We start from the raw sequence: 22,645 nt of genomic DNA, 5'->3' as shown, positions 1-22,645 counted from the left end.
GATGGTCAAGCCTTCCGCAGCAGGTAGTTGGGGCCGGTGGTGTAGTGCTTGTTGACGTCCTCGGCGCCGGACCGTGCCTTCGTCAGCAGGGTTCCGGCCGTCACCATGGCCTTGACGGGCAGTTCGGGTGCCTCCAGGACCCGGGAGCGCAGAACGGCGGCGGCCGAGGGGTGCGCCGCGGCGAGCCTGTCCACGGCCTCGGCGAGCCGTCTGCGCACCAGGCCGATCAGGGCCTCGCGGGCCGGTGAGCCGTCGCCGGTGAGGCTGAAGGCCCAACTCCCCGCGCACAGATGCACGGTGACGGTGGTGAACAGGTCGGCGACCGGTCCGTCCTCCGTGACGCTGATGCGCGGATCGGCGAAGCCGAGACGGCCGGCGTCCACGCCGGGGAGCGCCTCGCGCAGCCGGACGGTGTTGACGCGCGGCCCGTCGTTGTCCTTGAACAGCAGCCGGGGCGCGGGACCTTGGGAGCCGCCGAGCACGAGGGAGACGTTCTGCTGGTGGGATTCCAGAGCGATCCCGTAACCGAAGAGCGTGGTCTGCCAGTCCAGCAGCAGCGTCAGCATGGCGTCGAGGAGGGCGGTGACGTCTCCGCCGTAGAAGCGGTCGGCGAGCGCGCCGATCACGGGGCGGCCGTCCGGTGACCGGGACGCCAGCGCCGCCAGCGGGACGACGACGCAGTCGTCCAGGCCCGGCGGCTGACGGCGGATCAGCACGGTCAGCAGCTCGTGGTTCGCCGTGGCGTGGCGGGTCTCGTCGGCGAGCAGCACCCGGCCGCTCAGCCGCCGTTCGCGTTCGAGCACCCGCTCCAGCAGCCGCTGGCAGGCGGCTCCGTCGCGCAGCGTGCCCGGCCGTATCGAGCGGCGGTTCAGCAGGCCCAACGTCGAGGTGGGCAGGGGCAGTTTGAGGTGGGTGCGGGGGTGACCGGTCAGGGCGACGGTCCGCATCGAAAGGGTGGGCACCGCCTCCAGATACGGCTGTTCCAGCAGCACGGCCGGGCCGCTCAGGCCGACCGCGTCCAGGGCCGCCTCCAACGGCCGCCCGGCGGTGAGGGGATGCACCGGCATCAGTACGTGGGTCCGGCGCCACCCCGAGAAGAGTTCCGCGTCCCCCAGGGCCGCAAGCCCCGCCCCGGCCTTGGCCGGCAGCCCGAGACCGGGGGCGCCGCCGGGGTCCGTACCGGACACGGCGACGTCCGCGGCGGGCAGGGCGAGCCAGCGCAGCGGGAACCTCGGCTGGAACTCCGGGCCCCAGGCCCGCAGTTGGCGCTCCGTCATGCCGAGGCGGGCACGGGAAGCGGGATACACCGGGTGATCGGTGCGGGCCGCGAGGCCGTCGAAGGCGACGGACGCGGCGAGGCCCTGCCAGCGTGCGGGGTCCGGCCCGTGGCGGGCCGTCACGTGTGCGTACAGCTCGTCGCGGGTCGCGGCGTGCAGACGGCGGGCGAGAAGATCCGCGCGGCACTCCGCCGCGAAGGCTTCAAAGCCACGCCTGTCCGCCGGATCGGCCACGGTGGACAGCGCGGTGAGCACGCCGGTGACCGTCGTCAGGACGGCGCCCTCCGGTTCGCGGCGCAGCAGCGGGAGGCGGGCCGCCGCCGTGCACTGGAACCCGTCGGCGCGTACGGGTAACAGCAGGGCACGACCGCTGCCCGCGGGGAGCCGGAGCCAGCGGCCGTCCGGGGCGCTGATCTCGTCCGAGCGGCTGCGCAGTCCGGCGACGTCCTCACGCAGCAGCGCGCTCAACACCCGTAGCAGCAGCTCGCGTTCGGCCGGGCACGCGCCGGGTGCCGCGGCCGCCGCGAGTGCCGTACGGGCCGCCGGGGCGGGTCCCGGGGTCAAGGGTCCGGGACCGGCGGTCACGGGGTGATCTCCCACCGCTGCGCGGCGAGGAAGTCCTCGGCGGCCCGGTCCACGGACGGCTGGTCGGGGCCGGTGGTGCGCAGGGCGCCCAGGTAGTCGCGGTTGGTGTGGTGGAGGTCGTGGCGTTCTCCCACGGCGCGCATCGGCCCGTAGACCTGCCGTACTCCTGCCCTGTCCTCGTCGGAGGCGGCCGGCGCCGCGGTGAGGGTGCCCGCGCGGTCGGCGCACGGATAGTCGATCCGTGCCGCGCCGCCCCGCCGTACGGGCAGCTCCGGCGGCAGCGGTTCACCGAGGTGGACCCCGAGTATGTACTCGAAGAGCGGGATGCCGAGCTGATCCGCGAGGAGCAGATCGCCGTGGTCGCCGACGGCGCGGTAGTTGACCTCGACGATGCGGGCGCGGCCGTCGTGCACCACGAACTCCGTGTGGCACGCCCCGAGTTGCACGCCGAGCACGCCGAGCTGGGCGAGGACGGCCTCCCTCAGCGGAGCGGGGAGCTCTCGCTCGTACGTCATCCGCTGCTCGACGAAGTACGGCGGCGGGGAGAGCCGGGTGCGGAAGCCGCCGAGGCCGTGCAGGCGGTCCGCGTCCCCCACGGTCTCGAGCGTGTGCAGCTCGCCGGGGAGGTACTCCTCGACCACGAGCGCGGCGCCCGGGCGCCGGGCCCGGATCTCGGCGCACCGCCGGGCCAGTTCGGCCGCGTCCTCGGCGAGGAAGACGTCCTCGCTGGCCACACCCTCGCGGGGCTTGACGACGCAGGGGAACGGAACCTCCAGTACCGCCAGCCGGGACGGCAGATCGTCCTCGGAGGTGATCTCGTCCGCCCGTACGGTGCCGGCGCCCGCGGCGGCGAGGTGCCGGCGCATCTCCGCCTTGTCCTTGGTGCGTAACGCGGCCTGCCAGTCCTTGCCCGGGAGCCCGAAGTACTCGGCGGCCAGGGCGGCTTGCATCTGAAGATGATCGCTGTTGGTGAAGACGGCGCCGGGCGGGCGGTGGCCGGAGATCCGGGCGATCACCGACGCCGCGTCCCGCACGTCGCACCCGAGCACCTCGACGGGCGCGCCGGGCTCACCGCCGGGGCCGGGGGCGGTCTGTGCGGTGTGCTCCTGCGGGCGGTCCGTGAGCAGCGTGACGTGCAGACCCATCCGCCGGGCCGCCGGCAGGAAGCCGCAGGTGACCGAGTCGGTCGGGTTCAGGGCGAGCAGATACAGCTGCAATGTCGGAACCCTTCCGGCGCCGTTCGACGAGAGCCGGAGCTGAGCTTAAGTTAGGTAACCCTAAATCCGCCAACTGGCCGAGGGGCGGAGGGCGTTCACACCCGATCATGTGAGTAAGGTTCACCTTACCCAGCGGGCGCCGCGCGGGTCGGCACGCCCGCGCGCCCGCCCCCGTGAGACCGCTCAGAACCGCAAGGAGCACCGTTGAACCTGGCCCCGGCGTCGGCCTCCGCACGAGGCGTCGAGAGCTGCACCGCACTGCTCACCTCGGCCTACCGGCGCCTGAGCACTCTGAGTCCCAATCTGAACCTCCACATCGCGGCCCCCGGTCGCGAGGCCGGAGAGGTCGAGGCGCGAGAGGACTGGGCCGATCTCGGCCTGGCGGCCCGTCAGCCGGACGTCCTCGACGCCCTCCTGGAGGCGGAGACGGCCCGGTACGCCGACCGCTGCGCGGCCCTCCCCCGGCCCGACGTGGTGGCCTCGCGCATGCTGCACCGCTTCCTGTGGTCCACCTGTCTGCTGCTGAGCGGGCCCTGGTACCTGGAGCGCCGTGTGCCGCGTCTGCGCGCGGAGGATGTGCGGGTCGGCCGCCGGGAGGAGGCCTGCCAGGTCGCTCCCGGGGGCTTCGCCTGCCTGCCGGGCGACAGCGCCGCCTCGCTTTCCGGGGCCGAGGTCGTGCCGGACGAGGAGGCGCTTCGCCGGGAGCTGCGCACCGCCGCCGCCGAGCAGGCGGCCCCGCTCATAGCGGCGCTCGGGCCCCGGCTGCGCCGCGGGCCGAGGGCGCTGTGGGGCATGGCGGAGGACGACCTCGTCTCCGGCATCTGGCACCTCGGCCGGGCCACGGGGGACGAGGAGAGGGCGGTCGCCGCGGCGGGCGAGCTGCTGCCCGCCCCGATCCCGCCGTTCCCGGCCGGCGCGGGTTTCCGCCGGCTGCGCGGCGGCGACGGGACGTCGTACCCGACGCGCACCCGCGCCGGATGCTGCCTCTACTACACGGTCCCGTCCGGCGAGGCGTGCGCCACCTGTCCGCGCCTCGGGGACGCGGAGCGCCTGGCGCGCATCGACGCCGGGTGACGCGCGGGGCCGCCGCGGCTCCCCCGGCGTAATCAAAGTGGTCAGGGAATGCGGGCGACCGCTCCGTACGAGCCGACCCGTACATCGTCCTCGGCCAGATCCTCCTCGGAGCGTTCCGAGCGCCAGCGATGCACCAGGACGATGCCGGGCTCCACGAGCTCCAGGCCGTCGAGGAGCGCCGCGACCTCGTCGCGCGTACGGGGCTTGACCTCGATTCCGGCCATCTTCTCGTACTGCCGGCACACGCTCTCCGTCCCCTCGGGATCGAAGTCGGCGGTGAGGTGGGAGAGCATCAGAAAGCTCCCGGAGGGCAGCTCGCCGGTGAAGCCGCGGAGCATCTCGTGCGCGACCCGGTCGTCGGGAACGAAGGGCAGCAGCGCCACCGCGGAGAGCGCGACCGGCTGGGTCAGGTCGAGGCTCTCGCGGACCTCGGGGGACGAGAGGACTCCGGCGGGGTCGGCGGCGTCGGCGTGGAGGAAGGCGGTGCGCCCGGCGGGGCTCCCGCCGAGCAGGACCTGGGCGTGCGCCTGGACGACGGGGTCGTCGTCGACGTAGACGACGCGCGCGGCGGGGGCCTCAGCCTGCGCGACCTGGTGCAGGTTGGGCTCGGTGGGGATGCCGGCCCCCAGGTCGAGGAACTGGCGGATGCCGGCCTGCGCGGCGAGATGCCGTGCGGCGCGGAGCATGAACGCGCGGTTCTCGCGGGCCATGACGGCCACGCCGGGCGCGGCTTCGACCGTCTTCTGGGCGGCGATCCTGTCGGCCGCGTAGTTCGTCCTGCCGCCCAGGAAGTAGTCGTACAGGCGGGCGGGATGAGCCGTGTCGGTGCGCGGCTGCGCGAGGTCCTCTCCCGGCGCCGCCTCCGTGACCGCGGCCGCTCCGGTGCGCGCCGCCTCTCCTTCGCTGCCGGTGACGGTGGAGGGACGGACGTGACCGGCCGTGTACAGCGCCCAGAGCAGTTCGTGCACGGCACCCGGCCTGTCCTTGCGCAGCGGCAGATGCGTGAACGTTCCGGCCTCCCGCAGCCAACTCGCCAGCGTCGCGGGGGAGATGTCGAGTGCCCGTGCGGTCTCCTCCCGGTCGAGTTCGTGCTCGACCCAGGTCGCCAGCGCGGAGATCAGGCGTGAGGAGAGTCCGGACAGCACGCCGTTGCCCCACACGGCGGCGCCCTCGTGGTCGAGGACCTGGCGCACGCCTCCGGCGGGCGCAACCCCCGGCACGGGCGGCGGCAGATCCGCCAGGCGCATCGCCAGATCCAGCTTCGCGCGGTCCGCGAGCAGCGCCCGGTCCAGGCCGACGCGCGCCGTCAGCTCGTCCAGCCGTGCGGTGACGGTGTCGCGGTGCAGCCCGAGCAGCCGTCCCGCGCCCTGCGCTCCCATGGCGATGCCCGCGCTGCACACCTCCAGCAGGCGCCGCCGCTCGGCATCCGCGAGGTTCCGCTCCAGCGGGGCCAGCAGTTCCCGCGCCCAGCCGCCGGCCGAGGCGTCGAGCAGCTCCGCGAGAGGCGGCCGTCCGTCGTGCACGGCGACGCCGCCCGGAGTGCGCCGGGCGGCCTCCACACTGACGACGGCCGCCTCGTACAGGCGGGCCGCGTGCTCCAGCGGTCCGCGGCCGCTGACGCCGACGGCGCGGTCGGGGTCCGCCTCCGCGACCGGCTCCAGCACGGTGTTCACCGGGGCCTGCGCGCCGTCCCAGATGATGATGAGCTGGGCGTCGTCCACGGGGCAGAGCACCGTCAGCGCCCGGGCCCATTGCAGGGCCTCCTCCACCTCGGCCGCGACCTCCTCGCGCTCCTCGCCCGGGGCCTTCTCCAGCACCGCGACCTGCACCACGCCCGCGGCCATCAGGCCGGGCGCCAGGGGTTCGACGGCGCGGCCCGCGGAGGTCACGTCGCCCACCATCAGGTACTGGAACGCCGAGGTGCGTGCCGCCTGCACGGCCGCGTGGAGGCGGCGTTCGCGCTCGGTCACGTCCTCCTCGCGCAGCAGCCCGGCGACCATCACCGCGACCTGTTCGAGGCCGAACCGGCCCCGTCCTCCCCACGGTCGGTCGCGGGACGCGATCAGCAGCCGGTGGGGCGGCCCGACGCCCACGGGCCACACCTCGACGTAACGCCCGTCCCCCTTGCCCCGCACCGGCCCCTGCTCCCGGCCCCGTACGAGCTCGCGCAGCAGGTTGGTCTGCCGGGACACCTCGGGCGGCCAGTCCTGCTCGCGGTAGCCGTCGACAACCTCCAGCTCCGCGCGGGTCTCGCGGGAGACCCACTCCAGTACGCCCTGCGGTCCGCCGCCCTCCGCCATCGCGTGCGCCGCGACGTTGGTGTACGTCTCGACCTGGCGCACCTCCGCCTGCAACACAGCGACCTGCGCACCCATGAGCGCCTCGGCCACCCGGACCGGACCGCCGGGGACCAGCGGGGTCAGGACGGGCACGAGGCCGCAGTCCGGCACCTCGTCGAGGTCGCCGATCTCGCCGCAGAGCACGACCCCGGCCGCGTTCTCCGCGCGCAGCCGCACCCACTCCAGGGTGCTGTCGGCGGACGTCACGAGCAGCACACGCTCCGTACGCTCACCGACCGGCGGGCCGTCCGGGCCGCAGCGCGTGATCCTCTCGACCACCCTGCCGGGGTCGTCGGGCGCGTCGCCCGTACTCGCCCATCTCAGCAGCGGCGGCGCACCGGCGGTCAGATGGCCGAGCGTCAACATGGGTCCAGCGTCATCCCGGGCACCGTCGCGCGCACCTCGGGGTGCCGGGACGGGGCCGGCCGGCTCCGTCCCGGGATCGGGCGGGACGGGGCGAGGCCGGCACAGCCCCGTATGCCACAAATGGGTGAATTCTCAAGCAGAGCCGCGGCAACTCCCCGCGGATATCCGGAATACCGCGCTCCCCATGGCCGCTGAGCCGGTCAGAACCGAAGCGTCACGATCAGGACCGGTCGTCCGAAAACCGCTCGTCCGAAGTCGCCGGGGCAGGACGCCGGTCCGAGACCGAACCGACCCCCGAAGACCGATCGACCGCACCCCGAAGGGATCCGCTGTGACCACCTCGTCCCCGCCTGTCACGGTCGCCGAACTCTCGCCACGGCTGAACAGCGCCACCGTCATCGACGTCCGCACCCCGGCCGAGTACGGCTCCGGGCACATCCCGGGAGCGTTCAACATCCCGCTCGACCGCCTCGACGACGCGCTTCCCGCGCTGCGTACGGCTGCCGGAAAGGGCGAACTGGTCGTCGTCTGCGCCTCCGGAACCCGTTCGGGCCTGGCGTCCGGCCGGCTCTCGGGCGAGGGGATCGCGGCACCGTCGCTCGACGGCGGAACCGAGGCCTGGGCCGCGGCCGGTCACGAACTCGACCGTCCCGCGGGCGCACGCCCTGTGTGGCCCATGGAGCGTCAGGTCAGGCTCACGGCCGGTTCCCTGGTGGTGCTCGGCATCCTCCTCGACCTGGCGATCCCCGGGTTCCGCGTACTGTCGTTCCTCATCGGCGGCGGACTGGTCTTCTCCGCGCTCAGCAACACGTGCGGCATGGCCGCCGTGCTCTCGAAGCTCCCGTACAACCGGCGTCAGCCCGCCGGCGCGGGACTGGACGCCACGCTCAGCAAGCTGACGGAGCGGGCCGGCACGAGCTGATCCGGAGCGGGCGGCGCCACGGAGCAGCGCGAGCGGGCCCAGCCGACGGGACGCGGCCCGGGGCTCCGGCGGTCGAGCCGGTGCGCGCCACTCTGTTCGCCTGTGTCATGCGCGTCGCCCGTACCGCCCGCGCCGTACGGCTCTGCCGCCTCACTCGCCGCCGCCGGCCGCCGCCCCCCACAGCTCCCGTACGATCCGCTCGCCCGCCGCGACCCCGCGCTCGCTGAGCGCGGTGACGTGGCCCGCGCCGAACCCGCTGTCCGCGAGTTCGCCGTGGCCCGGGAACCAGCCGCGCCCGGCGGCGAGCAGCAGGTCCGCGTCGAGCAGCGAGTCACCGGCGGCGTATGTGCGGGTCGCCCCCGTACGCCGGGCGATCTCGGCGACGGCGGCGCTCTTCGTCAGCGGCACCGGCACGGCGTAGATCTTGCGTCCCTGAAGCGACACCGTCCAGCCGAGGGGCTCCGCCCAGGCGGCCAGCTCCTTCACCCACGTCTGCGGCAGGCGGCCCCGGTCCACGACGAGGTACGCGAACAGGCCGTCCGCGACGCGCTGTTTGAGCACCCAGTCGCCGCCGCCGGACGACTCGCGCAGATGCGCGCACACGTCCTCCAGCGGCGCACAGCCCGCGAGGCCGCGCCGGACCTGCGCGTTCCACTCCGGGTCGGGCTCGCCGTCGACCAGCAGATGCCCGCCGTTCGCGCAGACCGCGTAGCGCGCGGGGCCGCCGGGCAGCCGCACCCTCCGGTACTGCTCGCGGGTCCTGGTGGTCGTGGGCACGAAGACGCAGCGCTCGGTCAGCTCCGCCAGCAGCCCCGCGGCCGTCTCCGTCATGTACGACAGCGGCCTGCCCTCGTACACCTCCACGCACAGCAGCCGCGGAGCCTCGGCGTCCGGCACGCTCAACCCGAGCGCCGCGGCGGAGTAGATCAGCGTGCGGTCCAGGTCGCTGGCGACGAGCGGACGGCCGGGCGCACCCCGCCCGGGCGGGCGGGTCATCCGGCGGCCCTGCCGTCCGCGCCCGTGGCCCCGCGCGTGAACCGGGGGTGGATCAGACCGACGCAGCTGTACGGGAGGCCGTCCGTCTCCTCGACGGGAACGCCGCGCTGCGCCGCCAGCAGCCGCACATGGTCCAGGTCGCGGCCCGCGCCGCGGCGCGTCAGCACCCGCCAGGGCACGCGGCGCAGCAGAACCCGCGTCGTCTCCCCCACCCCGGGCTTGACGAGGTTGACGTCGCCGATGCCGTACTCCTCGCTGATGCGATCCACCGCGCGCCACCCGGCCCACGTCGGCTCGCGGTCGGCGGCGAGCAGCGCGGCCGCGTCCTCGGCGGCGCCCGCGCGGACCTCGCCGAAGCGTTCCGTCACCGTGTCCAGGAAGAGGCCCGAGACATCGGAACCGGCGAGTGCGCGATAGCACTTGGCGCCGTGGTAGTCGTCCGGGCCGACCAGGTCCGCGCGCAGCACGGTGCGCGATATCAGCCCGGAGACCGTGGAGTTGAGGCACGCGGACGGTATGAGGAAGTCCTCGCGCGTTCCGTACGTGCGCACGCAGCCGCCCGGGTCCGCGAGCACCGCGATCTCCGGGTCGAACTCCCCGAAGTGAGCGAGTGCGTCGGCGAGTTCACGGGTGATGGCGCCCTTGCCCGTCCAGCCGTCGACGAAGACGACGTCGGCGGGGTCGTGGTGGGAGGCGATCCAGCGGAGCGCGTTGGCGTCGATGCCGCGTCCGCGCACGATCGACACCGCGTAGTGCGGCAGGTCGAGCCCGTGCGCCCGCTGCGCCCAGCGCCGCATCAGCACGCCGACGGGCGTGCCCGCACGGGCGAGCGAGACCAGCACGGGGCGGCCCGTTCCGCGCGTGCCCCGTTCGGCGAGCACCGCCTCGGTGACGGTGCCGACCGCGCGTGCGACGCGGCTCGCGGACGCCTCCAGCGCGCTGTGGAAGAGGCGCTCGTACTCGGCGCTCGGCTGGTACTCGACGGGCAGCGACTCCGCGTAGTGCGCTCCGCCGCTCTGGATCGCCTCCTCGCGCTCCTCGGTCGGGGCCTCCAACTCCCTCTGCGACAGGTCCTGAAGAAGCCAGCCGACCTCGTCGGGCGCATACGAGGAGAAGTCCGGACCGCGCAGCGGCGCCGGCAGCGGACGGTAGGACGGGACGACCGCGAGCAGCACGCTGTCCGTGTGCTCGCGCAGCCTGTCCAGCAGGCCGCCGGGCGCGTGCAGCGCGGCGGTGTCGGCGGCCGAGTCGACAACGACGACGACGGCGTCGAAGCGGCGCCGCGGGTCGGTGCCGGGCGCCACGTTGTAGGCGAAGCGCGTGGCGGCGCCTCCATCGCTCCCCTCGCCGCCGGCGCCGTCGTGCGCGGGGAAGGAGAGGCACGTACGGACCGCGTAGGCCGGGTCGTCCAGCGCGAGCACCGGCGAGCGGGTCGTCGTGGAGAAGCGCACCTCCGCGTCCCTGCCGAGACGTTCCTCCAGGGCGGCGGCCAGGCGCAGCGGCGCGTACATCAACTCCTCGCAGCCCAGCACCAGTACGCGCGGTGCGCGCGGTGCGCCGTCCGCTTCCGGGCGGGCGGGCCGCGCGCCGGACGAGGACAGGCACCCAGATGAGGACAGGGACCCAGATATGGACCCGGGCAGGGCCGAGGCCACGCGCTCGGCCATGCCGGGCAGCGCCGCGTCCAGGCGCGCGCGGTGCGCGGGCGTGAAGCCGTGCCGTCCGCCGTCGGGGAGCCGCAGGGGCCAGCCGAGGTCCACCCGTACGGGCGGGTCCGCGCGGCCCGGCGCCTCCGGGGCCCCCGGCTCCGGGGCCGCGGACGCCTCCGCCTCGGCTTCCCCCTCCGCCTCGGCTTCCGCCACGAGCCGCTGCCCCCGCTCCAGTACGTCGGGCGGGAGCGAGACGCGGCCGTGTGCGAGCGCCACCACGTCCACGCGGGCGCCGAGTTCGGCCGCGGCCTTCTCCAGCGCCGCCGCGTCGTCGGGCGAGCGCATGTCGGTGAGCGCCACGACGACGTACCGCTCCCGTGGACGCCGCCGGTGCAGCGCGGCGATGGTGTTGCGCACGGTGCGCCCGGTGGAGAACTCGTCGTCGACGAGCACGAGCGGCCCGTCCCGCTCCAGCAGCGCGGGATCCTCCGGCAGCAGCAGATGGGACGTGGCGTGGCTGTGCTCCTCCTCGAACCCGCCCGCGGTGGCCACCCCCCGCACCGGACGCCGGGTCGAGTGCAGATACGTCACGCCGCCGACGCCGTCGGCGACGCTGTGCCCCAGGCCCGTCGCCGTCTCCGCGTAGCCGAGCACCACCGCGCGGTCGGCGAGCGCGTCGCCGAGCAGCGCCCGCACCCGCCGGCCGAGCCGCAGGCCGACGCCGTAGACGGTCGCAGGACGCTCCGGCACATGCTTGCCCAGGACGCGCGAGACGAGAAGATGCGCGCGCTTGGGGTTACGGCGCAGGGCGAGACCCATGAGGTCCCGCAGTCCCTCGCCGCTCAGCGCGACGCCGAGCCGTTCGGCGACCCACTCACCTGACCACACCGCCTCACCGGAGCCGCCCGCGCCGCCCGTACCGCCCGTACCGCCCGCGTCGTACCTGCCGCTCGCGCCGCCGGTCACGCCCGTGCTCACGTCGCTCACCGCGTCGCTCATCCCGTCGTCCGTCCCTCTCGCGCCGGCTTCCCGGTCGCCCGTGTCCCCGCCGCCAGCAGGTCGACGAAGCCGACGCCCTCGCGTGCCACTCCGAACAGCTCCGCGCGCAGCAGGGTCCGCTCGGCCCACGCCCGGTGCGGCTTCACCTCGTTCATCTTGTTCGTGTACGCGGAGCGCACAACACCGCCTCCGCTGCGCTCGGGCCGCAGGATGTCCGTGGCGTCGCTGTGCTCCTCCAGGGTCACGACCGACAGCGCGTGCACGGGCAGTACGTGCGAGGGGTGGATGCACGTCTTGCCCTGTAGCCCGTTGGCCCGGTCCAGCTCGATCTCGCGCAGCAGCCCGTCCATGTCGTGGTCGATGAGCGCGGCGCGCAGCTCCTCCGCGCGCCCGGTGAAGATGCTCTGCCGCAGCTGGGGCTTGAACATCCGCTCCTGGGGCCGGAAGTACTCCCAGACCGGTCCGGTCACGGTGTAGCCCGTACCGTCCGCGCGGCCCAGCACGTTCACCACGTCGCCGATGACGGAGGCGACGAGCTGGACGTCGTACGCGGTCATCTCCGGTGTACGGCGCAGCCCGTGGGCCGAGCAGAAGTCCGTCACGCCCAGCCGCAGTGCGAGAACGCGCTCCCGGTACTTGTCGACGGTGCGGGCGATTCCGGCGAGCGTCGCCGCGCGCGTCTCCATGTGCAGCAGCTCGGGTGACTCCAGTACGGGCATCGCGAACAGGCGCCTGCCCGCGGCCGATTCGGCCTCCGCCAGCGCCTCCAGGAACGGAATGCCGCGCTCCTCGGTGAACTTGGGCAGCACGAACCCCGACAGCAGTCCCGCCGCCGGTCCCAGCCGCGCCACCAGGTCCATGATCTGCGCCGGTTCGCGGACCCGTATGAACAGCAGAGGGAGATCGGGCTCGCGCGAGCCGTCGCCTTCGGCTCGGGGGCCGGTCCCAGCGCCGGTCGCGCCGTCGTCCGCCCGCATCCGGTCCAGCTGCACCAGCTGGCGTACGAGATTGGCCTCGGCCGCGGCGACGTCCGCGTCCCCTATCGAGTCCTCCAGGCACAGCACCATCGAGACCACGCCGAGCCCGGACTGCTTCACCACGTCGTCCGCGAGGCACGTTCGCGTGGCGGGGCAGTAGAGGGTGCCGCCCAGCGCGATGGCGAGCGTGCCGGTGGGCGACTGCTCGCTGAACCCGGCGGGCTCGTACTGGAAGAGCTCCCGCCGCACCTCAGGCGGTAGATGGCCGAAATGCCGCATGCGTGACCCCGTTCCCCATCGCGCGGCATCGGTAGGGCCGACGCGACCGCTGTCAGTCGGGTGCCGCCCCTCCGCCGTACGGTCCGGTGGCAAGAAGCAGCCGCTCATCGTACGTACGGGAGGGGTCCATTGGTTCCAATCGGGGATGAAAAATGTGTTACCACCCCGTACACCGCCCGCTCCCCGCGTTGTCCCGACGCACGCGCGGAAGGCAGGATGAGCCCATGACGCACGCCATGGTGAAGGGCTCGAACGTTCGGCTGGAGACTGTGGCGGTGCGCGCCGTCCTGTGCTGGATCCCCGGGCAGGGTGTGCCCGACGTCGACGCCTCGGCGCTGCTGCTCGACGACACCGGACGCGTCGGTTCCGACGAGGACTTCGTCTTCTACAACCAGCCGCGGCATCCGTCCGGCGCGGTGCGCCACACGGCCCAGACGCAGGACCAGGACGGGATGCGCGAGGCGGTCGAGGCCGACCTGGACGGGCTCGGAGGGCATGTGGACCGGGTGCTGCTCGCCGCCTCCGCGGACGGCGGCACCTTCTCCGACGTCCAGCAGCTGCGGCTTCTGCTCTACCCGGCCGGGGAACCGTCCGCGGAGCCCCTGGTGCGCTTCGACATCGAGCCGGAGACGGGCGCCGAGACGGCGATGATCTGCGGCGAGCTGTACCGGCGCGGCACCGGCTGGAAGTTCCGCGCGCTGGGGCAGGGGTACGACACGGGGCTTGTCGGCCTGGCCACCGAGTACGGGATCACCGTCGAGGAGGGCGCGGGAGCGGGGAGCGGCGCGGGCGCCGCCGCACCGGGACAGCAGGCACCGCAAGCACCGCAGGCACCGGCGGATCAGCAGGCGGAACCGGCGCCCACGGCCCGGACAGCACAGCCGGCGCACTCGGCGCACTCGGCGCCGACGCAGCAGTCCGCCCCGCCCGCGTCCCCGGTGCCGCCCGCCCCGTCGGTGCCGCCCCAGCCGCCCGCTCCCTCGCCGGACGACGCGACCGTACCGGCAGTCGCGAGCCCGCACCGCTCCTCGGAGCCCGACGACTTCCCCCTCGCGGCTCCCGCGCCCTCGCCCATCGCGGCGGCCGGGCCGGGCCCCGCGGCACCGGGCACGGCGCCCGGTTACGGCTACCCCCAGGCTCCGCAGCCTCCCCAGCAGCCGCCGGCCACCCGGCCCGCGTACGGATATCCGCAGCCCGCATACGGCTATCCGCAGCCCGACCCGGACTTCGCGCTGCCGCCGCAGGGGCCGCAGTTCCAGCACGGCTGACCGGCCGGCGCGGCTCGCCGGGCCGCGCCGGCTCGCTGCCGGTCAGGTCTGCGGTGTCGTGCCGTCCGTCAGGCCTTGCCCGCCTTGTAGCCGCGGCCCCACTGGAGGCCCCAGCCGTAGAGCCGGTCCAGCTCGGACTGGAAGCCGTACACATAGCGCACCTGGCGCCGGACCATCAACTGCTCCTTCTCGTGCTGGAGAAGGAGCACCGCGCACGAGCGCGCCTGCGGAGCCCGCTGGTCGAGGGCGACTTCGACGCGGGGGCCGTTGCTCGGAAAGAGCGTGAGAATCGCGTGCGTACGGTCGAACGCCGGGGTGCCGTCGTAGATGTAGACGAAGAACAGCAGCCGCCTGATGTCGTCCTTGTGGTCGAGGTTCACGTAGATCGTCTCGCCGGACGGTGAACCGAACCGGTCGTCGCCCGTGAGCTTCACATACGGCGGTGAGCTCCAGTCGCCGAGAAAGTTACCCAGCGGCTGCACAACGCCCTTGGTCCCGTCGGCCAGTTCGTACATGCAGGCAAGGTCCAGGTCCACGTCGACGATGCCCTGCGTGTGCGCCTGCACGACCTGCGGCTTCAGTGCCTGGAGAGGATGCCGGAGCGAGCCGCGGCTCCCCGTTCTCCCGTCGAAGTCCGAAGAGCGCATGCGCCAGGAGAGGTTGACCCGCAGACTTCCGTTGTCCGCGCCCTGCTCCGTGAGCGACACAGCAGAGTGACGCTTGGTCAGCTCGACGGCATAGGTCGAAGGCCCGCCCACCGTGTCGAACTTCGGACCGCGCCGCATCCTGGCGCTGTTCCGCCAGTTCTCCCAAAGGGAGACCATCCCGCACCCCCACTAGAACTCCAACTGCCGCGGGGCGGCTCCGAGTCGGGACTCGGAACCGCCCCGTCAAGAGCGTTCCGCAAACAGGCCGCCGTGACACCCGGAAGGCGCGAGCCGCCGCGCCTTCCGGATTCACACGGGTCTCACGCCTTCGAGCCGACCTCCTCGTCTAAGGCCCTCTCGCCCTCGTCGCCGCCCCCGCTGCCCTGGGCCGCCTCCACTGCGCGGTTGCGCCGGACCGAGGACCAGAAGGACGCGGCGATCAGCGCGACGCCGAGAAGGCCCGTGACCACCTCGTTGATCTGGTACTTGATGGTGACGAGGAGGATCACCGCCAGCGCACCGATCGCGTAGTGCGCCCCGTGCTCCAGGTAGACGTAGTCGTCGAGGGTGCCCTGCCGGACGAGATAGACCGTGAGGGACCTGACGTACATCGCGCCGATGCCGAGGCCGAGCGCCATCCAGAAGATGTGGTTGGTGATGGCGAACGCACCGATGACGCCGTCGAACGAGAAGGACGCGTCGAGCACTTCGAGGTAGAGGAACATGAAGAAGGCGGCCTTGCCCGCGAGGCCGAGCGCCGACGGCTGCCGGCCCTCCTTCTTCGCCTCCTCCTCGGCCTCCTGCTCGCGTTCCTCCTCCTCTTCCAGCCTGTTCTCGAAGTGGCTGGAGAGACCGCCCACTATCAGGTACGTGATGAGCCCGGCCACTCCGGACAGCAGCACCGTGGCGGACTTGTCGGCGTGTGCCCCGCCGTGCTGGTGTGCCGCGACGGCGAAGGTCATCGCCGAGACCAGCAGGACGATCAGGGCGATGCAGACGGAGAGCATGTCCACCTTGCCGAGCTTGGCCAGGGGCCGCTCCAGCCAGGCGAGCCACTTGTACTCGCGCTCCTCGAAGATGAAGTCGAGGAAGATCATCAGCAGGAACATCCCGCCGAAGGCGGCGATGGCGGGGTGCGCGTCGGTGACGAGCTGCTGATACCTGTCGGGGTCCGCCAGCGCCAGATCGACGGCCTCGATGGGGCCGATCTTGGCGCTGATGGCCACGATCACGACCGGGAAGACCAGCCTCATCCCGAACACCGCGATGAGAATGCCGATGGTCAGGAAGATGCGCTGCCAGAAGGTGTTCAGCTTCTTCAGCACACCGGCGTTGACGACCGCGTTGTCGAAGGACAGCGAGATCTCCAGGATGGACAGGATCGCCACGACGGCGAGCCCCTGCCACCCCCAGAGCAACGCGGCGAGGGCGAACCCCGCGGCCGTGACGCCGAGGGACCAGCCGAAGGTTTTCAAGAGCACTGGGCTACCCAATCCGCTTTACGAACAAATGACCTTGGCTTACGAAACATTGACTCCGAAGTCTAGAGCGATGCCTCGCAGACCCGAGGCGTACCCCTGTCCAACGGCCCGGAACTTCCATTCGCCTTCGCGCCGGTACAGTTCACCGAAGATCATCGCGGTCTCCGAGGAGGCGTCCTCGGTGAGGTCGTAGCGCGCCAGCTCCTGGTCGTCCGCCTGGTTGACGACGCGTATGTAGGCGTCGGTGACCTGCCCGAACGTCTGCTGCCGGGGCTCGGCGTCGTAGATCGACACCGGGAAGACGATCTTGTCGACGTGTGCCGGGACGAGGGTCAGGTCCACCAGGACCGTCTCGTCGTCCTCGCTTCCCGTGCCGCCGACCAGTTCGTCGCCGGTGTGCTCGACGGAGCCGTCGGGACTCTTGAGGTTGTTGTAGAAGACGAAGTACTCGTCGCCGAGAACCCGGCCGTTCGCGCACAGCAGCGCGCTGGCGTCCAGGTCGAAGGCGGCGCCGGTGGTGGAACGGGCCTTCCAGCCCAGCCCGACCCTGACTTGGGTCAGATTCGGTGCGGCCTTCGAGAGGGAGACATTTCCCCCCTTGGCGAGCGTCACGCCCATGTTCTGATCCTCTCCCCGGTGTTGATGCACCCCAGTGTCCCGACATCACCAGGCGCCGCACACCTCCAGATCACGGAAGTCTGCGGCGCCGGTGGCTGCCGGGATCTGTCAGACGTTGACCCCGAAGTCCTGCGCGATGCCGCGCAGTCCCGACGCGTAACCCTGGCCGATGGCACGGAACTTCCACTCCGCGCCGTGCCGGTAGAGCTCGCCGAAGACCATGGCCGTCTCCGTCGAGGCGTCCTCACTGAGGTCGTAGCGCGCCAGTTCGTTGTTGTCGGCCTGGTTGACGACGCGGATGAACGCGTTGCGCACCTGGCCGAAGCTCTGCTGGCGGCTCTCGGCCTCGTAGATGGAGACCGGGAAGACGATCTTCTCCACGTCGGCGGGCACTCCCGCCAGATTGACCTTGATGACCTCATCGTCGCCCTCGCCCTCACCGGTGAGGTTGTCGCCGGTGTGCTCGACCGAGCCGTCGGGGCTCTTGAGGTTGTTGAAGAATACGAAGTTCTGGTCCTTGCTGACCTTGCCCTCGGCGTTCGCAAGCAGGGCGCTGGCGTCGAGGTCGAAGTCCGAGCCGGTGGTCGTACGGGCGTCCCAGCCCAGTCCGACGATGACCGCCGTCAGGTTCGGGGCCTCCTTGGTCAGCGAGACGTTGCCGCCCTTGCTGAGGCTGACTCCCACGAGTCCTCCAGGTTTCTGTTCGAAGGAGCACCGTGTACGTGCCCCAAATGCGTGTTTCCTGTTGCTGCCGGATCAACGAATCGATCCTAGTGAGCGGTTCCCCCGCACACAGCGCTTCGGTCAGAGGGCTTCGAGCGCCTTCACGTACTCGTTGAGGTCGCGGGCCTCCGGGATGGCGTTGACGACGCTCCAGCGCACCACGCCCTCGGTGTCGATGATGAAGGTCCCGCGCACGGCGCAGCCCTTCTCCTCGTCGAAGACGCCGAAGGCGCGGGAGGCCGCGCCGTGCGGCCAGAAGTCCGAGAGGAGCGGGTACTCCAGGCCCTCCTGGTCGGCGAAGACCCGGAGCGCGAAGGGCGAGTCGTTGGAGACGGCGAGCAGCTGCACGTCGTCGTTGACGAAGGACGGGAGCTGGTCGCGCAGCGCGCACAGCTCGCCCGTGCAGACCCCCGTGAAGGCGAAGGGGTAGAAGAGCAGAACGACGTTCTTCTTGCCGCGGAAGTCGGCGAGCGAGACCGCTTCGCCGTGCTGGCTCTTCAGCGTGATGTCCGGTGCCTTGGTGCCGACCTCGATTGCCATGGGAGGAAGAGCCCCTTCTGTGGAGACGATCTTTGGAAGACGGCGAGTGCCTGCCGGCTCCCGCCCGGCGTGAGGCGGCCGGACAGGGGGCGAGCACCGCCGTACGGACGTCGCGGCAGTCTTTCACTCCCGCCCGTACGACGAAGCCGGGCCCCCGGCAGTCTGGCTGCCGGAGGCCCGGAATCTGGTCTCGTGCTGTTCCCGCTTCCCCTCGGGCCGCTCGGGCTCCGCCTCGGGGAGGCTTGCCGCGGGCCGCCGTGCGGAGGGCTCACGCATGGGGGCGCCGGGAGGCCGCGAGCTACCGCTTGCCGGTACGAGCGGTTTTGGGCGTGACGAGGCGGCTGCCACTCCAGTCCTTGCCCGCGTTGACAGTGCTGGTCTGCGAGAGTCCGGCGGTCTGTGCCGCCTCGCCGATCTCGCTCGGCTCGACGTAGCCTTCGCGGCCCGTCTTGGGCGTCAGCAGCCAGACAGGAGAACCCGCATCGATCATCGTGGTGGCGTCCACCAGCGCGTCCGTCAGGTCGCCGTCCTCCTCGCGGAACCACAGCATCACGGCGTCGGCCACGTCGTCATGGTCCTCGTCGACGAGCTCCGTACCCGTGATGGCCTCGATTCCCTCACGGAGTGCCTGCTCGACGTCGTCGTCGTAACCGAGCTCCTGGACCACCTGTCCGGGCTGGAAACCCAGCCTTGCGGCGGGGTTGGTCCGCTCCTCCGCGTGGTCCGCGGTCGCGCTCACGGATTGCCTCCTGTCTCTTGCTGGAATCTGCCTTGTGCCCCGCGCGCACGCGAGGCAATGGCCGTAGTCCACACGGGCAGGGCGGATCGCGCAAGTACCCCACCATCCATCCCGCCCAAACGTTGACGTGTCGTCCCACAATGCCCGATGAGCAGTGATTCACGCCACATGCGCCGGGTGGATATACGCCGGTTCCATCCCTTCCGTACCGACTGCCCCGGCGGCGGCGCAGCGCCCTCCCGGCGGGCGTAGGGTGGCAATTCGGCCTCCCCATATGACCCTGCATTTCGAGGCGTTGTGAGACGGAACCGGGTTACCCCGCAGTAGAGGTGACGTGGACGCAGCGGCGGTACACGATGGAGGCGGCGCGACACCATGCAGACCGATCACGAACAGCGAAGGAACAGCGTGGCTTCCGGATCCGATCGCAACCCGATCATCATTGGCGGCCTTCCCAGCCAGGTCCCGGACTTTGATCCCGAGGAGACCCAGGAATGGCTCGACTCGCTCGACGCTGCCGTCGACGAGCGCGGCCGGGGACGTGCCCGCTATCTCATGCTCAGGCTCATCGAGCGGGCGCGCGAAAAGCGCGTCGCCGTACCGGAGATGCGCAGCACGGACTACGTCAACACGATCGCCACGCGGGACGAGCCGTTCTTCCCCGGCAACGAGGAGATCGAGCGCAAGGTCCTCAACGCGACCCGCTGGAACGCGGCGGTGATGGTCTCCCGTGCGCAGCGCCCCGGGATCGGGGTGGGCGGCCACATCGCCACCTTCGCCTCGTCGGCCTCCCTGTATGACGTCGGCTTCAACCACTTCTTCCGCGGCAAGGACGAGGGCGACGGCGGCGACCAGGTCTTCTTCCAGGGCCACGCCTCTCCCGGCATCTATGCGCGTGCGTTCCTGCTCGACCGCCTCTCGGAGGCGCAGCTGGACGGCTTCCGGCAGGAGAAGAGCAAGGCGCCCAACGGGCTCTCCAGCTATCCGCACCCGCGGTCCATGCCGGACTTCTGGGAGTTCCCCACGGTCTCGATGGGGCTCGGGCCGATCGGTGCGATCTATCAGGCCAGGATCAACCGCTACATGGAGGCCCGCGGCATCGCCGACACCTCCAAGTCGCACGTGTGGGCCTTCCTCGGCGACGGCGAGATGGACGAGCCGGAGTCGCTGGGCCAGCTGTCGCTGGCGGCCCGCGAGGGTCTGGACAACCTCACCTTCGTCATCAACTGCAACCTCCAGCGGCTCGACGGCCCGGTGCGCGGCAACGGAAAGATCATCCAGGAGCTGGAGTCGTACTTCCGCGGTGCCGGCTGGAACGTGATCAAGCTGGTCTGGGACCGCTCGTGGGATCCGCTGCTCGCCCAGGACCGCGACGGCGTGCTGGTCAACAAGCTCAACACCACGCCCGACGGCCAGTTCCAGACGTACGCCACCGAGAGCGGCGCCTACATTCGCGATCACTTCTTCGGCGGGGACCAGCGGCTGCGGGCGATGGCCGAGAACATGACCGACGACCAGCTGCTGCACCTTGGGCGCGGCGGCCACGACCACCGCAAGGTGTACGCGGCGTACAAGGCGGCCAAGGAGCACCAGGGCCAGCCCACCGTGATCCTCGCGCAGACCATCAAGGGCTGGACGCTGGGGCCGAACTTCGAAGGCCGCAACGCCACGCACCAGATGAAGAAGCTGACGGTCGACGATCTCAAGGGCTTCCGCGACCGGCTCCGGCTGCCGATCCCGGACAAGGAGCTGGAGTCCGGCGCCCCGCCCTACTACCACCCGGGCCGGGACTCGGAAGAGATCCAGTACATGCACGACAAGCGCAAGGAGCTGGGCGGCTACGTGCCCACGCGCCTGAACCGCTCCAAGCCGCTGAAGCTCCCGGGCGACAAGGCGTACGCGGCGGTCAAGAAGGGCTCCGGCCAGCAGCAGATCGCCACGACGATGGCCTTCGTGCGGCTGCTGAAGGATCTGATGCGGGACAAGGAGATCGGGAAGCGCTTCGTACCGATCGCGCCTGACGAGTACCGCACCTTCGGAATGGACTCCTTCTTCCCCTCGGCCAAGATCTACAACCCGCTGGGGCAGACGTACGAGTCCGTCGACCGCGAACTCCTGCTCGCCTACAAGGAGTCGCCGAGCGGCCAGATGCTGCACGACGGCATCACGGAGGCGGGCTGCACCGCCGCCGCGACCGCCGCCGGCTCGGCCTACGCGACGCACGGCGAGCCGCTGATCCCGATCTACGTCTTCTACTCGATGTTCGGCTTCCAGCGGACCGGCGACCAGTTCTGGCAGATGGCCGACCAGATGTCGCGCGGCTTCGTACTGGGCGCGACCGCCGGACGCACGACCCTGACCGGTGAGGGGTTGCAGCACGCGGACGGCCACTCGCAGCTGCTCGCGTCCACCAACCCGGCGGCCGTCTCCTACGACCCGGCCTTCGGCTACGAGATCGCGCACATCGTCAAGGACGGTCTCCAGCGGATGTACGGCTCCACCCCCGAACACCCGCAGGGCGAGGACGTCTTCTACTACCTGACCGTCTACAACGAGCCGATCCGGCAGCCCGCCGAGCCGGAGAACGTGGACGCCGAGGGCATCGTCCGGGGCCTGTACCGCTACCGCCTGGGCGAGAAGGGGACCATCCCGGCGCAGATCCTCGCCTCGGGAGTCGCCATGCCGTGGGCTCTGGAGGCGCAGCAGATCCTGGCCGACGAGTGGAACGTCAAGGCGGACGTCTGGTCGGCGACTTCGTGGAACGAGCTTCGCCGCGAGGCGGTGGACGCCGAGGAGCACAACCTGCTCCACCCCGAGGAGGACCAGCGCGTCCCGTACGTGACGCGGAAGCTCCAGAACGCCGACGGGCCGAAGGTGGCCGTCTCCGACTGGATGCGCTCCGTGCCGGACCAGATCGCCCGCTGGGTGCCCGGCACCTACCAGTCGCTGGGAGCCGACGGCTTCGGCTTCGCCGACACCCGCGGCGCGGCCAGGCGCTTCTTCCACATCGACGCGCAGTCGATCGTGCTCGCCGTGCTCACCGAGCTGGCGAGGGAGGGGAAGATCGACCGCTCGGCGCTGAAGCAGGCCCTCGACCGGTACCAGCTGCTGGACGTGGCCTCCGCGGACCCGGGCGCCGCGGGCGGCGACGCGTAGCCTCCACGGGCCTGCGGACCCGAACACCGATCGCGACGGCGCGGTACGGCACTGCCGGACCGCGCCGTCGCGCTGTCGGCGTCCCCTTCGGAGGCGGGACCAGGTGCGGAGACGGGACCAGGTGCAGAAGCGGGGCCGGGCTCGGAGGCCGGGCCGAAACGCGGACCGCTCCGGCATCGGCACCGGCCGGAGCAGGGCGCAGAGCACTGACACCGAGCTCACCGCAAGCCGGCCCGCCCACTCGGCCACGGACCGTCGACGACGGCACCGCATCAGCGCTCCCAGACCTTGAACGCCCGCACCCTGTACGCGCCTTCGGGAGTCCACGAGCCGGAAGGGTGGGTGTGGAACTCGGCGGTCTCCGCGCACTCGCCGCTCTCGTAGACCGTGACCGGACGGCCCGTGCGGTTGGCGAACGACTCGGCGCCCGCGCCCCCGGGAAGCCTCCGGCAGCTTCCGATCGTCACGCTGCCCTGCTCGTACGCACGCCGCTCGCCGCGGAAGCGGGGCTCCGGCCACAGGCAGAGCTCGCCCGCCGCGCAGTCGCCCAGCCTCGGCCCGGCCGCCGCGGGCGGAGGGACCGCCAGGGTCCCCGCAGCCGCCGCCCCCAGCGCCAGCGCCGCCGCGGTGCCCCGCGCCGCCGTCCGCCCAGGGCGCGCTCCGCGACCCACTCCGGGCATGGCTCGCCCGTGTCCGCGCATGCTGATCACACTTCCCCCGTACCGGCCGGGCTCCGACCGCCCGGCGACGTGACCAGCATCTACGCGGCTCAGCGCGGGGCCAAGAGAGATCC

General features: G+C 71.9%; 17 protein-coding genes. 4 read left to right on the top strand and 13 right to left on the bottom strand.

All coding sequences use genetic code 11. The annotated features are described in order from the left end of the window. Positions 1–5 precede the first annotated feature (5 nt). Together QQM67_RS05555 and QQM67_RS05550 are read right to left on the bottom strand one after the other, a co-directional pair. Positions 6–1,862, bottom strand: coding sequence for an IucA/IucC family protein (locus tag QQM67_RS05555; RefSeq protein ID WP_399065397.1), 1,857 nt, complete (start codon positions 1,860–1,862; stop codon positions 6–8). Continuing rightward, positions 1,859–3,079 carry an ATP-grasp domain-containing protein gene (locus QQM67_RS05550; RefSeq protein WP_314172459.1) on the bottom strand — a complete coding sequence of 407 codons (1,221 nt, stop codon included), beginning with the start codon at positions 3,077–3,079 and terminating at the stop codon, positions 1,859–1,861. The genes QQM67_RS05555 and QQM67_RS05550 overlap by 4 nt, the downstream gene beginning before the upstream one ends. A 204-nt stretch (positions 3,080–3,283) precedes the next feature. Between QQM67_RS05550 and QQM67_RS05545 the strand changes: the two genes are divergently transcribed. Continuing rightward, positions 3,284–4,153 (top strand): (2Fe-2S)-binding protein, encoded by an 870-nt coding sequence (locus QQM67_RS05545; RefSeq protein ID WP_314172458.1) that lies wholly within the window; start codon positions 3,284–3,286, stop codon positions 4,151–4,153. A gap of 41 nt (positions 4,154–4,194) precedes the next feature. On the opposite strand, the gene QQM67_RS05540 is transcribed toward QQM67_RS05545, so the two are convergent. Then, positions 4,195–6,858, bottom strand: coding sequence for an SAM-dependent methyltransferase (locus tag QQM67_RS05540; RefSeq protein WP_314172457.1), 2,664 nt, complete (start codon positions 6,856–6,858; stop codon positions 4,195–4,197). Positions 6,859–7,189: 331 nt separating this feature from the next. Here QQM67_RS05540 and QQM67_RS05535 point away from each other — a divergent pair, with 331 nt between their 5' ends. Beyond that, positions 7,190–7,780: a rhodanese-like domain-containing protein gene (locus QQM67_RS05535; RefSeq protein ID WP_314172456.1), complete on the top strand. Its 591-nt coding sequence runs from the start codon at positions 7,190–7,192 to the stop codon at positions 7,778–7,780. A gap of 150 nt (positions 7,781–7,930) precedes the next feature. Here the strand turns inward: QQM67_RS05535 and QQM67_RS05530 are convergent, their stop codons facing one another. Genes QQM67_RS05530 through QQM67_RS05520 form a run of 3 tightly spaced genes read right to left on the bottom strand, consistent with a single transcriptional unit; the run spans position 7,931 to position 12,680 of the window. Next, complete coding sequence (locus tag QQM67_RS05530) at positions 7,931–8,776, bottom strand: HAD family hydrolase (RefSeq protein ID WP_314172455.1); 846 nt, start codon at positions 8,774–8,776, stop codon at positions 7,931–7,933. Further along, the gene (locus tag QQM67_RS05525; protein WP_314172454.1) at positions 8,773–11,424 is read right to left on the bottom strand and encodes a phosphoribosyltransferase; all 2,652 of its coding nucleotides are present in this window, start codon (positions 11,422–11,424) and stop codon (positions 8,773–8,775) included. Before QQM67_RS05525 ends, QQM67_RS05530 begins: the two co-directional genes overlap by 4 nt. After that, positions 11,421–12,680, bottom strand: a complete 1,260-nt coding sequence (locus QQM67_RS05520; RefSeq protein ID WP_314172453.1) for an HpcH/HpaI aldolase/citrate lyase family protein — start codon at positions 12,678–12,680, stop codon at positions 11,421–11,423. The genes QQM67_RS05525 and QQM67_RS05520 overlap by 4 nt, the downstream gene beginning before the upstream one ends. Positions 12,681–12,904: 224 nt before the next feature. Between QQM67_RS05520 and QQM67_RS05515 the strand changes: the two genes are divergently transcribed. Then, positions 12,905–13,948, top strand: coding sequence for a TerD family protein (locus QQM67_RS05515; RefSeq protein WP_314172452.1), 1,044 nt, complete (start codon positions 12,905–12,907; stop codon positions 13,946–13,948). 68 nt (positions 13,949–14,016) lie between these two features. Here QQM67_RS05515 and QQM67_RS05510 read toward each other — a convergent pair whose 3' ends face one another. From QQM67_RS05510 to QQM67_RS05485, 6 genes are all read right to left on the bottom strand, one after another. Then, positions 14,017–14,772 carry a Tellurium resistance gene (locus QQM67_RS05510; RefSeq protein ID WP_314172451.1) on the bottom strand — a complete coding sequence of 252 codons (756 nt, stop codon included), beginning with the start codon at positions 14,770–14,772 and terminating at the stop codon, positions 14,017–14,019. A 143-nt stretch (positions 14,773–14,915) separates the two neighbouring features. Beyond that, entirely contained in the window at positions 14,916–16,076 is a 1,161-nt protein-coding gene (locus QQM67_RS05505) for a DUF475 domain-containing protein (protein ID WP_314172450.1), read from the bottom strand. Between the two features lie 39 nt (positions 16,077–16,115). Then, the gene (locus tag QQM67_RS05500) at positions 16,116–16,694 is read right to left on the bottom strand and encodes a TerD family protein (protein ID WP_314172449.1); all 579 of its coding nucleotides are present in this window, start codon (positions 16,692–16,694) and stop codon (positions 16,116–16,118) included. Positions 16,695–16,802: 108 nt separating this feature from the next. Beyond that, a complete protein-coding gene (locus tag QQM67_RS05495) occupies positions 16,803–17,378 on the bottom strand; it encodes a TerD family protein (protein WP_314172448.1) in 576 nt (191 codons plus the stop codon). A gap of 120 nt (positions 17,379–17,498) precedes the next feature. Further along, a complete protein-coding gene (locus tag QQM67_RS05490) occupies positions 17,499–17,957 on the bottom strand; it encodes a peroxiredoxin (protein ID WP_314172447.1) in 459 nt (152 codons plus the stop codon). Positions 17,958–18,255: 298 nt separating this feature from the next. After that, positions 18,256–18,696 (bottom strand): DUF3052 domain-containing protein, encoded by a 441-nt coding sequence (locus tag QQM67_RS05485; protein WP_314172446.1) that lies wholly within the window; start codon positions 18,694–18,696, stop codon positions 18,256–18,258. Between the two features lie 408 nt (positions 18,697–19,104). Between QQM67_RS05485 and aceE the strand changes: the two genes are divergently transcribed. Further along, positions 19,105–21,852 (top strand): pyruvate dehydrogenase (acetyl-transferring), homodimeric type, encoded by a 2,748-nt coding sequence (gene aceE / locus QQM67_RS05480; RefSeq protein WP_314172445.1) that lies wholly within the window; start codon positions 19,105–19,107, stop codon positions 21,850–21,852. 272 nt (positions 21,853–22,124) lie between these two features. Here the strand turns inward: aceE and QQM67_RS05475 are convergent, their stop codons facing one another. Next, the gene (locus tag QQM67_RS05475) at positions 22,125–22,532 is read right to left on the bottom strand and encodes a peptidase inhibitor family I36 protein (protein WP_314172444.1); all 408 of its coding nucleotides are present in this window, start codon (positions 22,530–22,532) and stop codon (positions 22,125–22,127) included. Positions 22,533–22,645: the final 113 nt, after the last annotated feature.

The organism is Streptomyces winkii (assembly GCF_032248595.1).
Lineage (GTDB): Bacteria > Actinomycetota > Actinomycetes > Streptomycetales > Streptomycetaceae > Streptomyces > Streptomyces winkii.
Note: the sequence above shows the minus strand (reverse complement) of the source record. Positions and strands in the feature narration are given on the sequence as shown.